Raw genomic sequence first — 15,421 nt, 5'->3', positions numbered from 1 at the left:
AAAAATAACATAATAAATTACTGTTTTTCTTATGATACCTTTTGCCTATTTCATATAATCGGAGATTAATTTTAGACTATCTGAGAAACACCCTAATTTTTTGTATTGTGGGTTGTTGGTTATATAATGCATAACTCGTTATTACAATGAATAAAAGGAGATAACGTCTATAGATTTTGAATTGGGAGGTGTTTAATTGCCAGTTGAGCCACATGTACATGAAGTTAATTATCTTGAAAAAAGTGGGAAACGAAAAAGATGGGTGATGATTGTAGTAAGTGTTTTAGTAGTTGCTGGTGTAATGTTGGCAAGTGGTCGGTTCGTCTCCTCTATTTTTAATAAAAATGATAAGTCGGATTTTTCAGCCTATAAAACACTTGTAGGTAAAACAACTAAAAATGAATTTGGACAATTGACCTTAAATGAGGTGATGATTGATGATAATCAATTATTACTAAATGCAACATTTGAGCCAGCAAAAGGGATGAATTTCAACTATCAAGTATTTTTCTTTCCGCAAGTACTAGTAAATGGTCAAGATTATATGGTTCGAAATGGAGGCCAGACCATAGCACAGTCAGCATCAACCTATACAATCTATAGCAGCGTGAAGATGCGTGATTTACCGAAAGATGAAATACTGCAACTTAAAATTCTTTATAACGATTGGAATTGGGAAAAACCAATCGATGAGCCTTGGGCATTTGAAATCGAAGCTTCCCAAAAGCAATTGCAAGAGGATCGAAAAGTAATTGCTGTTAATAAAACTATTGAGCTGAATGACGGCCAAGAAATTAAAGTAGATAAGGTTGTTTCTACACCGATTTCTACTACGGTATATTTTGTAACTAAGGAAACATTGATTGAATCTATTGATTTTAAAATTTTAACTGAGTCAGGAAAAACATGGCGTCATGACTCTTCTTATACATTAAATGAAGCACATACAAAGTGGGGGATTCGCTTTGATGCACGATATTTATCAGATAAAACGTATAAGCTAATTCCTGTTACGACAGGGGGGATTGAACTTGGGCCAGCTATCAAAATTCGTGGGAAATGAATTTTACACTCTATCAATTAATTTTTACAATATCTTAATTTATAATGAACTATTCACCATGTAATATGATTGTATATAACATGGAAAGTAGTTGAACTGATTGCCAAAGCTGTTAGAGATTTTTCTTGCTTCCTTTAAGCTAGGCTGTACATCCTTTGGAGGTCCAACCGCCCATTTAGGTTTTTTTCAAAATGAATATGTGCAAAAGAGAAAATGGCTAACGGACAAAGAATATAGTAATTTAGTTGCGTTGAGTCAATTTCTCCCTGGTCCTGCATCAAGTCAGGTCGGAATGGGTATTGGTCTACTACGTGGTGGACTTTTAGGAAGTTTAGTTTCTTTTCTTGGGTTTACGTTGCCCTCTGTGTTGCTATTAATGCTATTTGCCTATTTTTACATGCATACAAGGATGGACATGGACTGGATTCATGGCTTGAAATTAGTTGCTGTTGCGATAGTTGCACAAGCAATTTGGGATATGTCAAAAAAATTAATTTCAAGCATTTTACACTTAATTCTAGCAATTTTGTCGCTTATAACGTGTCTATTATGGGGCAATCCATTTGCTCAAATAATTATCATTGCATTGGCTGGTTTAACGGGATTTCTTCTATTTAAGCAAACAAAAATAAATGCAGATTCTTCAAATAAAGCTGTACCAATTTCTAAAGCGACAGGTGGATTCTTACTGGCATTATATGTCATACTACTTATCGCTTTACCGATTGCTACTGCACTTTTAAAATACGAATGGCTTATGATATTGGAAAAGTGTTATCTAGCAGGGGCTTTAGTATTTGGTGGCGGGCATGTAGTGCTACCGTTACTAGAAACACAGTTTGTGCAAAGTGGTTTAATGAGTTCCGCTGACTTTATTGCAGGGTATGGTCTTGCTCAGGCAGTGCCAGGTCCACTATTTACGTTTGCATCCTATATTGGTATGGTCATTGCTGGAGTGCCAGGAGCAGCGGTAGCGACATTGGGTATTTTTCTACCAGCATTTCTTTTAATCGTTGGAGCAATGCCTTTTTGGATCTCCATAAGCAGACAAGCAGCATTGAAAGGCGCAATGACAGGTGCAAATGCTGCGGTTGTTGGTATTTTAGCTAGCACTTTTATCCATCCCATTGTAACGCAAACAATACAAAGTGGATTAGATTTACTTTTAGCAGTCATATTTTTATGGCTGTCCATTAAACGGGCATGGTCACCATATCTATTAGTATTGATGGGGATTATTGTTGGACTTATATGTTATTAAGCGCACCACTGGCAATTGGTGGCCATGTCACCTGACATTGTGGCGAATCTTCTATCGACCCCCGCCATCGGAGGGCGGTGCCAGGCACTCAAACAATTTAGTGTGCTCGTGGAAAGTACCCTCCGTAGCGGATAATATCGCCATAGCAAAAAGTGTTCGATTGCATGCATGCAATCGAACACTTTTTCTCTTTTTATTTTAAATAAGCTCTTCTTTTTGAATTGCAAGTTTTTTCATATGGTACTGCAAAGATTGTCGGGAAATATTTAATTGCTTCGCGGCAGCGGATATATTTCCATCACACTGTTGCAGCACTTTTCGGATGTACTGCTCTTCATTTGTGTGCATAAGTGCTTTAAAAGGGCGCTTTTTTGAAGGGGCTCCTTTTATTGATATTTTATTTTTTAAATATCGTGGCAACATATCTTCTGTCATATCGCTGTCAGAGCTTGCTTGTATTACGAGGTTTTCGATTAAATGCTCCAGTTCCCGTACATTGCCTGGCCAATCGTAGGCAACAAGTATCTCATATAGCTCAGGCTTAATGGTGATATTTGCCTTCATATATTTCAGCACATTTTTATGTAAAAAATGCTGGATAAAGAAAAGTATATCATCTGGTCTCTCACGCAGTGGGGGGATATAGATACTTGAATGAGCAATGCGATAAAATAGGTCAAGTCGCATTCGCTCGCCAACAGTTAGTAGCTCAGGGTCTTCATTAGATGCGCTAAATACAGTACATTCAATTGGGATAAGGGTATTACTACCAACACGTCGAACAGCACGTTCTTGTAAGACACGCATTAATTTTGGTTGAAGCTCCATTGGTAGTGAATTGATTTCGTCTAGAAAAAGTGTCCCATCTTTTGCATATTCAAAAAGACCTTCTTGATTTGTAGCACCTGTAAATGCCCCTTTAACCGAGCCGAAAAGCGTGCTCTCCAACAATGTAACAGGGATGGCGGCACAGTTTATCGCAACGAAGGGCTTTGTTACGCGAGGGCTTAAATTATGCATACTTTGAGCAAATAATTCTTTACCTGTACCAGTTTCACCCACAATTAACGTATCCGTATTATAATTTGCAATATTTTTTGCTTCAGATATTGTTTGAAGCAGTTCGTGACTGTTTCCTTTTATATCTTGGAATGTGTAAATCGTACCGTTATTACGTTTGACCTCTTCCGGTACCTCCATAGTTTCACGTTTGGAATCCAATGTTTGTTGTAATTGATTTCGTAAGCTTTTTTCCGTATGTGTAATTGAAAAAACACCGATTGTTTTATTATCCTTTTGAATCGGGAACGAACTGTAGCCTACAAATTTAGGTTCATTTTCTGAATAAGCATGAGCTCTGTATTTCGTATAAATTGGTTTCGCTGTTTTTAAAATATGATTATGCTCTGATAGTCTACGATCTTGATAGTTGTATGCATCCCACAGCTTCTTGCCAAGCATGTCCTCTTTTTTATGCTCCTCCATTTTAGCAAGTGCCTCATTGTAATAAATAATGTCCCCATCTTCATTGCTCACAATAATCCCTTCATCTAAATGCTCAATAATTTCCTCTAGGACAAAAACTTTATTTTGTAATGAATACTGGAAATCTACTAAGTTTTCTACTGAAACAATAAAAAATTGCTCTGGAAAATAAAAAGGCTCTATTGTAAAAGATAGAAGCTGTTCTTGTATTTGCAATTGTTGCGGTTGATGCAAGCTTGTTACATCAATGGCAGCCAAGAATTCTATTGGCATATCAGCTTGAATATTTAACGAGATACTTTCATTGAAATGCCACCATTTCACCTTGAAAGAGTTGTCTAGTGCAATGATATTCGCGCCTAAAAATGCTGTATAACGCTGCAATTCTTTAATCATACAAAAACCTACTTTCTCTCGTTATTTTGCATGCAAAAATTATCTGCTTTGTCCTTTATCGTATCATAATTATTTTCTGAATAGAAACAATATACAGAAAATTAAGAAGGTGCAAAAATTATCTGCAGTCACTTTCCATTTCATGACAATAGTAAAAGGCGAATGTTTATGTACATCATTCGAGAAATGCTTTGAATTTCACTTTTTATAAAATTTTTTTGTGTGGTTTTAAAAGTTGGCACGCTATTTGCATTATTAAAGTGTGTAGTCACAAAAAAAGGAGGAATTTTCAATGACAAAACCAGAAATTTTATATTCAGTAAAGGCTCAGCGAGGAAATACATTACGATGCAAAGGTTGGCGTCAAGAAGTTATTTTAAGAATGCTAGAAAACAATATGGAAAATGCTGAAAAACCTGAAGAACTCGTGATATACGGCGGGATTGGGAAAGCAGCTCGTAACTGGGAGTCCTATCATGCCATTGTAGATTCCTTAAAAAATTTAGAAGATGATGAGACACTTGTCGTGCAGTCTGGGATGCCAGTTGCTGTTTTTAAAACTCATAAATATGCACCAACTGTTGTTATGGCGACGACAAATATTATGAAGGCAGATTGGCCAACTTTTTATGATTTACAAGAAAAGAATTTAACAATGTATGCTAATTATACAGCGGCACCTTGGGAATATATCGGTACACAAGGTGTCATTCAAGGAACGTTTGAAACGCTTTCGGCAATTGCGCGATTGCATTATAACGATTCACTTGTTGGGAAAATTTTATTGACTGCTGGTGCAGGCGGGATGGGTGGCAACCAGACACGTGCGATGACAATGCATGGTGGTGTAGCTATTTTATGTGATTCCAATATCGACATTATTAATCGCCGTATTGAAAAGGGTTTTATTGATGTTGTTGTAGATTCATTAGAAGAGGCTATTGAACTAGCAAAAACGAAAGCCGCTGCTGGAGAAGCACTTGGCATAGCGGTAGTAGGTAATGCAGCAGATATTTTCGAAAAAACATTAGAACTTGGCTTCCTACCACATATTGCAACATCTATGACACCTGCACATGACCCGATTGCCTATTTACCAGCTGGCTACAGTGTCGAAGAGGCAGACGCGCTACGTGATCAAGATCGTCTAGCGTACTTAGAAAAAGCACGCCATACGATGATTCGCGAGCTGAAGGCATTAATAGCATTACTTGATAAAGGTGTACACTCGTTTGAATATGGCACAAGTATTCGTAAAGAATGTATTGATGCTGGATTTGATGAGAAAGAGGCGAAGCGTTTACCTGGATTTGTAGCAGAATATATTCGTCCATTATTCTGCGAGGGACGAGGACCATTCCGTTGGATTTGTATGTCAGGTGAAGCAGAGGATTTACGTAAAATAGACGATATGATTTTAGAGAAATTTAGTGATGATTTACTTGTTACGCGCTGGATAAAGCTAGCGAAGGAGCATATTCCGATAGAGGCATTACCTGCTCGTATTTGTTATATGGGCTTTGGACAGCGTAAAAAGTTCGCATTGGAAGTTAACGATATGATTCGTCGAGGGGAATTAAGTGGACCTGTTGCCTTCTCCCGCGATAATTTAGATTCTGGTTCCATAGTCAATCCAACGTTTGAATCTGAAAATATGAAGGATGGCGGAGATCTAATTTCTGACTGGCCCGTTTTAAACGGCTTATTAAATGCAGTTGGTATGTGTGATTTAATCGCTCTTCAAGCTAACTATTCAATGGGAGAGGCTGTTCATACGGGTGTAACGATGATTGCTGATGGAACAGAGGAATCAGATATGCGCTTAGAAGTAGCGATGACAGTAGATTCTGGTATAGGGGTTGTACGTCATGCACAAGCGGGCTATGAAACAGCAAAAGATGTAGCGAATGGTAAAGGTAAATTAACCGATGAAAGCATTCAAATCCCATTATGGTGGGAGCCAACTGCTACATTTGGTCCGAAAGATTTAGTAAAAGAAAAAGTGTAATGTATTTGTGGAAGAGAGGCTGGTGCAATAACTAATAAGATACGCTGGCCTCTTGTTCATTAAAAAGGAGGAATGTACATGAAAAAAGCAGATATGACACCTGTGGATTTTGATAATCTTTTAGTTGACGTAGCTCCTAATTATAAGAAATCAGCCATCTACAAATTTTTTGCTTTTAGCTTGTTAGGCATTTTCATGTTCTTTATCTCTATTACCTTAAATGGTAAGAAGACAATACCGCTCGATCATTTAGTAACCTTTATCCGGACGCAGTTTTCGTCAGTTATTGTTTACTATATTTTAGTCATTGTTGTTGCTGGCGCCGTTTACCCTTTTTATAAAAAAACGTGGAATCGATCGGTTGTCGAACTAGTCATTTCTACATTGAAAATAATGGGGGCTATTGCTTCCATTTTAGTTGTTTTCAAAATTGGTCCGAGCTGGCTGTTAGCTGCAGATATGGGACCCTATTGGTACAACTCACTACTTACGCCAATCGGTGTTTTAGTTCCAATTGGTGCCATATTTCTAGCTATGTTGGTCGGTTATGGCTTGCTGGAGTTTATCGGTATTTTAGTGCAGCCGATTATGCGACCAATTTGGAAAACGCCTGGTCGATCTGCTATTGATGCAGTTGCCTCTTTTGTAGGGAGCTATTCCATCGGTTTATTAATTACGAACCGCATTTATAAGGAAGGAAAGTATACAACAAAAGAAGCGGTCATTATAGCTACAGGATTTTCGACAGTTTCAGTTACCTTTATGATTGTTGTTGCAAAAACACTTGGTTTAATGGATATTTGGAATCTTTATTTTTGGGTGACCTTTCTCGTGACCTTTATAGTAACGGCCATTAGTGTTCGGATTTGGCCAATTCGTAATATGAGTACGGACTATTACAACCAGATGGATGGGGATGTGGAGAAAATTGTAAAGGAGAAGCGCTTACAAAGTGCATGGAGAGAGGCGTTACAGACGGCTGATAATGCACCGAATCTGTGGCAAAGTATGAAGGACAATGTGAAAGATGGCTTGGTGATGGCAATGGGGATACTACCAACAATCATGTCAATCGGCTTAATCGGTTTATGGCTTGTCAATAACACACCTATATTTGATTATGCAGCTTATTTGTTTGTACCTATTACTTATTTACTGCAAATAGCTGAGCCATTAATTGTGGCAAAAGCGGCCGTCATTAATTTAATCGATATGTTTTTACCTTCACTTGTAGCTGTTGATAGTGCTATAGAAACACGATTTATTGTTGGAACGTTATCGATATCTGCTATTCTCTTCTTCTCTGCATTAATACCTTGTATTCTATCAACGGAAATTCCCATTTCTTTAGGCAAAATGATTGCGGTATGGTTTGTACGAACAGTTTTAACGCTAATTATTGTTACGCCTATCGCCTATTTACTATTGTAAAGGAGTGGTCGTGTGTTAAAAAGACCGAATATGATTATAAAAAATGCAGCACAAATATTACCTTGTACAGGTGACAATATGCAAGATTTTCAGGTTTTAACCGATCAAGCAATTGTTATTGAAGGGCAAAAGATTATCGATATTTGTAGCCATCAAGAACTTGGACAACGTTATGTAGTAGATAACCATAACAGTATTGACGCAAGTGGCAAAGTAGTGGCTCCTGGCTATATTGATGCGCATACACATCTCGTGTTTCATGGTAGTCGAGTAGAGGAGTATGCTGCAAAACTCACTGGTAATATTGCAGATAATTTAAAAAAGCTTGCTATAACGACAGGACCCAATCGAACAATCGAACTTACGCGAGATACCTCTGAGGAAGAGCTTTTTAAACAAGCAAAAAAACGAATAATGACGATGCTCAAATATGGGACAACAACAGTAGAGAGTAAAAGTGGCTACGGTTTAACACCAGAAAGTGAGCTGAAAATTTTACGTGTAGGTCGACGTTTAAACAACCAGACAGCCATTGATGTGGTTAATACATTTTTAGGTGCGCATGGGATTCCAGATCATTTAACTAAGGAACAGTATGTGAATGAAATTATTGAAGTTATGATTCCCCAAGTCGCTCAACATAATTTAGCAGAGTTTTGTGATGTTTGGTGTGATGAAGGCTATTTTACTGACCTTGAATCCGAACGTATTTTACAAGCGGGCTTAGCACATGGATTATTACCAAAAATTCATGCGGATGCCTATTCGTATATCGGTGGATCAGATTTAGCTGCACGTATGAAAATGATTTCTATTGACCATCTCAATTACACACCTGAGTCCGTAATGGTACAACTAGCGAAAGCTGGAGTAGTAGGTGTATTAATGCCTGCATTAGATTTTGCCGTTGCCCATAACAAACCGTTTGATGCTCGGAAAATGCTGGATAATGGTATGCAAATAGCGCTAGCAACAGATATGTGCCCTGCTTGTTATACAACTTCTATGTCCTTTGTTATTAATTTAGCATGTAGACTTTATCAATTTTCAGTAGAGGAAGCCATTAAGGCGGCGACAAAAATGGCTGCAAAGGCTCTAAATCTTACAGATAGAGGGACGTTAGAAATTGGCAAAATGGCAGATATTCAAATATGGGATGTCCCAAATTATAAGCATGTGGCATATGAACTTGGGACGAATATTGTTGATACGGTTATCAAAAGAGGGCAAGTCGTCATCAGTGAAGGGTCATGGGCAATGGAAAGTACATTCAGTTAGAAGGGAGAACTAGTAATGACAATTGAATTTGCATCGAAAGCGGCGTCACATGTAGATGAGGATAAGTTAGTGCAATTGTTTTTAGAAATGGCTCAAATAAATGGTCCAAGTAGCAAGGAAAGTCTAGTAGCGGCGTACTTAAAGGAAGAGTTACCGAAGCTAGGCTTTCAATTAACATTTGATGAAGCACATGAACAATTTAATGGTGAAGTTGGAAATCTAATTGCTTGGCATCCAGGAACAGATGATACCATTCCACCTTTATTCTTTTCTACGCATATGGACACGGTGTTACCAACGGAATTCCTCAAGCCTATCATCAAGGATGGGATTATTTATTCAGATGGTACGACGATTTTAGGGGCGGATGATCGAGCTGCGCTGGCTTCTTATATCGAAGCGATGCGTGCCATTAATGAAAGCGCTGTTCCACATGGACCGATTGAATTCATTTTAACTGTAAATGAACAAGCAGGTTTAGTAGGTGCAAAATATATGGATTATAACAAGGTTAAAAGTAAAAAGGGTTATATATTTGATAGTAGCGGGGATGTTGGCCAAATCATTTTACAAGGTCCATACAGTAGCAGAATTTGGTTCACTGTTAAAGGTAATGCCGCTCATATAGCGTTAAATGCGGATGCAGGAAATAATGCATTTGTCATTGCCTCCGAAGGGTTGTTATCAATGGAGCTTGGAGAAATTGATAGTGAAACGTTAGCTAATGTAGGAATTATAAATGGTGGAGAGCTTACGTCGATAATACCAGGTTCAGTCACTCTTGGTGGCGAAGTAAGAAGTATTTCGAAGGAGAAGCTGGATGCACAATTGAAACAGATGAGACTGGCGATGGAAAGAGCAGCACAGAAATATCAAGGCACTGTTGAGGTTCGCATTGAAGAAAAGTATCTTGGATTTAATATTTCTGAGGAAGATGATCTCGTTAAAACTGTAAAAAAAGCGGCTGATAATATTTGTGTTTCATCCTACTTAACGAAAACATTGGGTGGCGCAGATACGAATGTATTAAATGAACATGGATTGACGTGTATTACGCTCGGAAATGGATTTCAGAATATTCACTCTTTTAGAGAGAATATTAGTATAGAAAACTTAGTCAATACTGGTAGGTTAACAGCGGCATTAATTGAGCAGTGGTATGAGCGCCATAAAAATTAAAGGAGGAGAGTATTAAATGTCAAGCACTTTAAATGTAGCGAAAGAGATAGAACAGGTGGTACCGCAAATTTTACAGTGGAGAAGATATTTACATGAAAATCCGGAACTGTCGTATGAGGAATATGCAACCGCGGATTTCGTTTACAAGCAGTTAATCTCTTTTGGAAATTTAATCGTGACGAGACCGACGAAGACTAGTGTATTAGCTGTTTTAAAAGGACATTTACCTGGGGATTGTCTAGCTTTTAGAGCTGATATGGATGCCTTACCAATTCAAGAAGAAACGGATTTACCGTTCGCTTCTAAAGTAGCTGGTGTCATGCACGCTTGTGGACATGATGGACATACCGCTATGTTGTTAGGCGCTGCAAAAATTTTATCGACGTTGCAGCATGTCATTAAAGGCGAAATTCGTTTTATCTTTCAACATGCAGAAGAACTCTTTCCTGGTGGCGCAAAAGAAATGGTGGCAGCTGGTGTGGTTGACGGTGTAGACCGGATTATCGGGTTGCATTTATTTTCTATGCTTCCAACAGGCAAAATTGCCATTTGTGCAGGACCTTTTACAGCCAATTCAGATACATTTGACTTAGAAATAATCGGAAAGGGAGGGCACTCTTCTCAGCCTCAAGATTCTATTAATCCGATTTTAATAGGGTCGCAAATTACAAATGTATTACATCAAATTGTAGCGCAGAAAGTTGATGCAAAAGAGCGAGCAGTACTTGCGGTTACGGAGTTTTATGCAGGTAGTGCTAAAAATATTATTCCAGAGCGCGTAGCAATGGGTGGCAGTGTGCGTACATTCTCGCAGCAAGTGAGAGAGGTGATTGCACAACAAATAGAACAGCAAGTGAAACACGTTGTTGCGGCACATGGTGCAGATTATAAATTGTCATATAACGATGGTTACTCGTCTGTTGTTAATGATGTGCAAACAACGGCATTAGTGGAAGAAATAATCCGACAACATTTTGAACCAGATACGGTTTTACACATTGAGCCATTTATGGGTGGAGAAGATTTCTCAGCTTTTTTAACAAAAGTGCCTGGGGTATTTATTGGAATCGGTGCGGCTTTTGACGATGAAACATTTAATTATCCGCACCATCACCCTAAATTTGCAGTGAATGAAGATGCATTAGCCATTGGTTTACAACTTTTCGTTCATACAGCTTTAACACTGAATAGTTAAAGGGGAGATACGATGGTCCAAGAACCTGTAATTGCAGCGATGATTATTTTAGGGCTTGTTGCGCTAGGAGAAATCATTTCCGTTAGTAGTAAAGCGAGAGTGCCCATGCTTTTTGTAGCCATGATGGGCTATTTGGTATTACTTTGGCTTGGAATATTTCCGAAAGATTTGCTTGAAAATTCGACATTTTTAACAGTGGGCGCACTATTAGGAACGGCTCCGATTTTAGTTCATATGGGCACTTTAATTCCGTTACGTATGATTCGCTCGCAATGGCGGGCAGTATTAATTGCCATAATGGGCATGTGCTTTGCTTCGCTTTTTATTTTAACGATTGTGACACTATTTTTTGATTATCAAACAGCGGTTGCAGGAACAGGACCTTTAAATGGGGGCATTATTGCGGTGTTAATTACGTCAGAGGGCATAAAAGAATTAGGGTTTGTCAGTTTACTCACAATCCCTGCATTAATTATGGCTTTACAGTCGTTAATTGGTATTCCGCTAGCTAATTTATTGTTACGCAAACATGCGACTGCGATTAACGAGCAAATGACAAGCGGTGCCTTTGTTGCCTCGGGTGGTGCAACGTTTAATCAAGAACATGATGACAAATTATTAGTACCTAAAAAATATCAAACGCCATTAGTCCTTCTATTTATGTTGTTTATTGGTGGTGCTATTGCGGTTGGATTAGCCAAATATACAGGCATTCCGTATAGCTTATGGGCGTTGGCAATCGGCATTATTGGACGCTTAGTGAAATTTTATCCAGAACGTGTTATGGAAAAGTCTAATAGTTTTACAGTTGGGATGGCGGGCATTATCTTCATCATTATTGGGATGATGAATGACATTACATTTGAGATGTTTATGGATAAGTTGCCTGCTGTCTTAACGATTCTTTTCGTAGGAGTACTTGGCATTCTATTAGGGGGATTATTAGGATCAAAATTATTAAAAGTCAATCCATTTCTAGGGATTCCAGTTGCATTAACATCTACATTTGGTTTCCCCGGTGATTACATTGTATGTGAGGAAGTAAGTAGGAGTATTGGCAAAACGGAAGAGGAACAGCAACGGATCTTCAATGAAATAATTACGCCAATGCTAGTAGGAGGATTTACAACTGTAACTTTGGGAAGTGTTATTATTGCAAGTATTTTGATTAAAACAATATAAAACAGACAGTGGGGATGTAGATGTTAGATAATCCTGTTTTAATCTCAGTCATTGTGTTATCCATTTTAAGTTTATGTGGTATACACGTGTTATTTGCTTTATTAATCGCGGCAATTGTCGCAGGGCTTGTTGCTGATTTATCGCTTACTGAAACCATTTCTATTTTTATTGGTGGTATGGGCGGACAGTCTGAAACGGCATTAAGTTATATATTGTTAGGCATTTTTGCGGCTTTAATTGCCCATTCAGGCTTAGCAAACATTTTGATTCAAAAATTACTATCGCTTGAAAAACCGAATAAATACATTTTAATTTTTGCATTGGCAATTATTGCGTGTTTATCAGGTACACTGATTCCCGTACATATTGCCTTTATTCCAATATTAATACCGCCACTTTTATTTTTCTTTAATCAATTAAAAATGGATCGTCGTGCATTGGCATCTGCCCTAACTTTTGGCTTGAAAATGCCCTATTTATGGATTCCTGTTGGTTATGGATTAATATTCCAAGGGATTATCGCCAATGAAATGACAGCGAATGGCATGGCAATTGTGCAAAGTCAATTACCGAAAGCGATGGCCATTCCCGCCATTGGCATGTTCGTTGGATTAGCGATTGCTGTCTTTTTTTCTTATCGAAAGCCTCGAGTATATCAACAGCTTGAAGAAGATATCAAAGATTATGAGCAAGCAAAGAAAGAAAATAAAAAGGCTACTTTGGATGCTAAAGGATGGATAGCAATCGTCGCAATTTTTGTGGCACTTGGCATTCAATTATCATTAAGCTCACTTGTTTTAGGCGCGCTATCAGGCATTATCATTATGTTTGTTGGCCGTGTCGTCTTTATTAAAGATAGTGAAGAAGTGGTCCAAAATGGCGTCAAACTTATGGGGGTTATTGCCTTTATTATGCTAATTGCCTCAGGCTATGCAACGATTTTAAAAGAAACAAATGCCATTACGGAGCTTGTGGAAGCAATGACTGGTATGACAGGGCAAAGTAAACTTATTACGGCTATCCTCTTATTATTTATCGGTTTACTTGTAACGATGGGGATTGGAACATCTTTTGGGACGATTCCAATTTTAGCTGTAGTGTTCGTGCCGTTGTGCGCGACAGTCGGGTTTAGTGCGCTTGCAACCGCTGCGCTTATTGGAACAGCAGGTGCTTTAGGGGATGCGGGTTCTCCAGCATCTGATAGTACATTAGGTCCGACATCAGGATTAAATGCAGATGGACAACATAATCATATTTGGGATACGTGTGTACCGACATTCCTACATTATAATATCCCTTTATTTATATTTGGCATTGTCGCAGCAATGGTTTTATAGAAGGAAGATACGTAACAATTAAAGGGGTGGAGTTTTAAATGGAAGTTATTCAGTTGGACGGTCATACATTAACGACAACACAAATTGACCAAATAGCGAAGGGGTATGCCCAAGTTGCCATTGCACCGAGAGCTTTAGAAAGAGTGCTAGCAAGTCGTGCGAGAATTGAAAAAAGATTAACGGATGGACATACTATTTATGGAGTAAATACAGGATTCGGGAAACTAAGTGATGTCCAAATTGCCGAAAAGGATAATGAATTATTGCAATTGAATTTGTTACGCGCCGACGCGGTTGGCGTTGGGGTGCCATTGGATACGGCCATTGTACGTTCGATGATGGTTTTACGTGCCAATGCTTTAGCAAAAGGATACTCGGGCATTCGGCAAGAAACACTTCAATTATTAGTGGATTTGATCAATAACAAGGTTCATCCGATTGTGCCATCCCAAGGGTCTGTAGGAGCTAGTGGTGATTTAGCACCACTGTCTCATATTGCATTAGTGTTAATTGGTGAAGGCAAGGCAGAATTAAATGGACACGTTATGTCAGGACAGGAAGCATTGACAAAAGTAGGGTTAACAGCTGTCCGACTGCAAGCGAAAGAAGGACTTGCGTTGATCAATGGGACACAGGCGATGACAGGCATAGGGGTAATGACAATTAATGAAGCGGAACGTCTTGGCTATGTAGCAGATATGGCAGCCTGTTTAACAATGGAAGCGTTACAGGGTATTATTTCCGCATTTGATGCTGATTTATTGGCAGTGCGTCCTCATGCTGAAATTGCTATGGTTGGTGATCGAATTCGAAAGTGGCTAAATGGCAGTCAAAGGATAACGACGCAAGGTGCGGTTCGTATGCAAGATGCCTATTCGATACGTTGTGTGCCACAAGTTCACGGTGCATCTTGGCAATGTTTTGATTATGTCCAGCAGCGTCTACAGACGGAAATAAATGCGACGACAGATAACCCGATTGTGTTAGAAAATGGTGAGGTGTTATCTGGTGGACATTTCCACGGTCAGCCGATTGCACTTGCAATGGATTTTTTAAAGGTAGGAGTAGCCGAGTGGGCTAATATTTCTGAGCGAAGAACGGAACGTTTAGTAAACCCTCAATTAAGTGGGCTATCGCCATTTTTAGCAACTGATCCAGGCCTTGAATGTGGATTGATGGTTGTACAATATGTTGCGGCTTCACTCGTTTCAGAGAACAAAGTATTGGCGCATCCTTCAAGCGTCGATTCCATTCCTACCTCTGGGAATCAGGAGGATCATGTGAGTATGGGCACAACTGCGGCAAGGCAAGCGCGACAGATTGTGCATAATAGTGCACGTGTGCTTGCGATTGAATTAATTGCTGCTTCCCAAGCGATTTATTTGGAACGAGCAGAGCAGCAATTAGCACCAACAACACGTAAATATTTAGAAATAGTACGGTCGTTCTGTCCACCTTTAAGAGGAGATAAAGCGATTGGGGAAGAAACAGAGGCACTGGCAAACTATTTATTGAATAGTAATGATATTTTAGCAATTGGGTAAAAATTGTTTGAATTGTTTGGGTGACTGGCACTTAGGATTTAGCGGAGACACCTAAAGAATAT

The 15,421-nt window shown here is 38.8% G+C and carries 11 protein-coding genes; 10 read left to right on the top strand and 1 reads right to left on the bottom strand.

Annotated elements, in window-relative coordinates:
* The first annotated feature begins 196 nt into the window (after positions 1-196).
* Positions 197-1,063 carry a DUF5643 domain-containing protein gene (locus ACIP9C_RS11345; protein WP_401010610.1) on the top strand — a complete coding sequence of 289 codons (867 nt, stop codon included), beginning with the start codon at positions 197-199 and terminating at the stop codon, positions 1,061-1,063.
* A 100-nt stretch (positions 1,064-1,163) separates the two neighbouring features.
* Positions 1,164-2,324, top strand: a complete 1,161-nt coding sequence (gene chrA, locus ACIP9C_RS11340; RefSeq protein ID WP_401010608.1) for a chromate efflux transporter — start codon at positions 1,164-1,166, stop codon at positions 2,322-2,324.
* 198 nt (positions 2,325-2,522) lie between these two features.
* On the opposite strand, the gene ACIP9C_RS11335 is transcribed toward chrA, so the two are convergent.
* Positions 2,523-4,205: a sigma-54 interaction domain-containing protein gene (locus tag ACIP9C_RS11335; protein WP_401010606.1), complete on the bottom strand. Its 1,683-nt coding sequence runs from the start codon at positions 4,203-4,205 to the stop codon at positions 2,523-2,525.
* A gap of 292 nt (positions 4,206-4,497) precedes the next feature.
* Here ACIP9C_RS11335 and hutU point away from each other — a divergent pair, with 292 nt between their 5' ends.
* The 8 genes from hutU (at position 4,498) to hutH (ending at position 15,359) form a co-directional block, all read left to right on the top strand.
* On the top strand, positions 4,498-6,213 hold the full coding sequence (hutU, locus tag ACIP9C_RS11330; protein ID WP_401010604.1) for a urocanate hydratase: 1,716 nt from the start codon (positions 4,498-4,500) through the stop codon (positions 6,211-6,213).
* 78 nt (positions 6,214-6,291) lie between these two features.
* Entirely contained in the window at positions 6,292-7,644 is a 1,353-nt protein-coding gene (locus ACIP9C_RS11325; protein ID WP_401010601.1) for a YjiH family protein, read from the top strand.
* Positions 7,645-7,656: 12 nt separating this feature from the next.
* Positions 7,657-8,922, top strand: a complete 1,266-nt coding sequence (gene hutI / locus ACIP9C_RS11320; protein WP_401010599.1) for an imidazolonepropionase — start codon at positions 7,657-7,659, stop codon at positions 8,920-8,922.
* A gap of 15 nt (positions 8,923-8,937) precedes the next feature.
* A complete protein-coding gene (locus ACIP9C_RS11315) occupies positions 8,938-10,101 on the top strand; it encodes a M20/M25/M40 family metallo-hydrolase (RefSeq protein WP_401010597.1) in 1,164 nt (387 codons plus the stop codon).
* Between the two features lie 16 nt (positions 10,102-10,117).
* A complete protein-coding gene (locus ACIP9C_RS11310) occupies positions 10,118-11,296 on the top strand; it encodes a M20 metallopeptidase family protein (protein WP_401010595.1) in 1,179 nt (392 codons plus the stop codon).
* Between the two features lie 12 nt (positions 11,297-11,308).
* Positions 11,309-12,478 carry a hypothetical protein gene (locus tag ACIP9C_RS11305; RefSeq protein WP_401010593.1) on the top strand — a complete coding sequence of 390 codons (1,170 nt, stop codon included), beginning with the start codon at positions 11,309-11,311 and terminating at the stop codon, positions 12,476-12,478.
* Positions 12,479-12,498: 20 nt separating this feature from the next.
* Positions 12,499-13,815: a Na+/H+ antiporter family protein gene (locus tag ACIP9C_RS11300; protein ID WP_401010591.1), complete on the top strand. Its 1,317-nt coding sequence runs from the start codon at positions 12,499-12,501 to the stop codon at positions 13,813-13,815.
* Positions 13,816-13,853: 38 nt separating this feature from the next.
* Positions 13,854-15,359 carry a histidine ammonia-lyase gene (hutH, locus tag ACIP9C_RS11295; RefSeq protein WP_401010589.1) on the top strand — a complete coding sequence of 502 codons (1,506 nt, stop codon included), beginning with the start codon at positions 13,854-13,856 and terminating at the stop codon, positions 15,357-15,359.
* The last annotated feature ends 62 nt before the right edge of the window (positions 15,360-15,421 follow it).

This window comes from Lysinibacillus sp. NPDC093210 (assembly GCF_044753985.1).
Taxonomy (GTDB): Bacteria; Bacillota; Bacilli; order Bacillales_A; family Planococcaceae; genus Lysinibacillus.
The sequence above is the reverse complement of the archived record's forward strand: the minus strand, read 5'-3'. Positions and strand labels throughout refer to the sequence as shown.

What these genes read in the sequence shown, in the direction of transcription:
- ACIP9C_RS11335 (WP_401010606.1), bottom strand. Translation starts at nt 4,205, where the DNA reads ATGATTAAAGAATTGCAGCGTTATACAGCATTTTTAGGCGCGAATATC.
- hutU (WP_401010604.1), top strand. Translation starts at nt 4,498, where the DNA reads ATGACAAAACCAGAAATTTTATATTCAGTAAAGGCTCAGCGAGGAAAT.
- ACIP9C_RS11325 (WP_401010601.1), top strand. Translation starts at nt 6,292, where the DNA reads ATGAAAAAAGCAGATATGACACCTGTGGATTTTGATAATCTTTTAGTT.
- ACIP9C_RS11315 (WP_401010597.1), top strand. Translation starts at nt 8,938, where the DNA reads ATGACAATTGAATTTGCATCGAAAGCGGCGTCACATGTAGATGAGGAT.
- ACIP9C_RS11310 (WP_401010595.1), top strand. Translation starts at nt 10,118, where the DNA reads ATGTCAAGCACTTTAAATGTAGCGAAAGAGATAGAACAGGTGGTACCG.
- ACIP9C_RS11305 (WP_401010593.1), top strand. Translation starts at nt 11,309, where the DNA reads ATGGTCCAAGAACCTGTAATTGCAGCGATGATTATTTTAGGGCTTGTT.
- ACIP9C_RS11300 (WP_401010591.1), top strand. Translation starts at nt 12,499, where the DNA reads ATGTTAGATAATCCTGTTTTAATCTCAGTCATTGTGTTATCCATTTTA.
- hutH (WP_401010589.1), top strand. Translation starts at nt 13,854, where the DNA reads ATGGAAGTTATTCAGTTGGACGGTCATACATTAACGACAACACAAATT.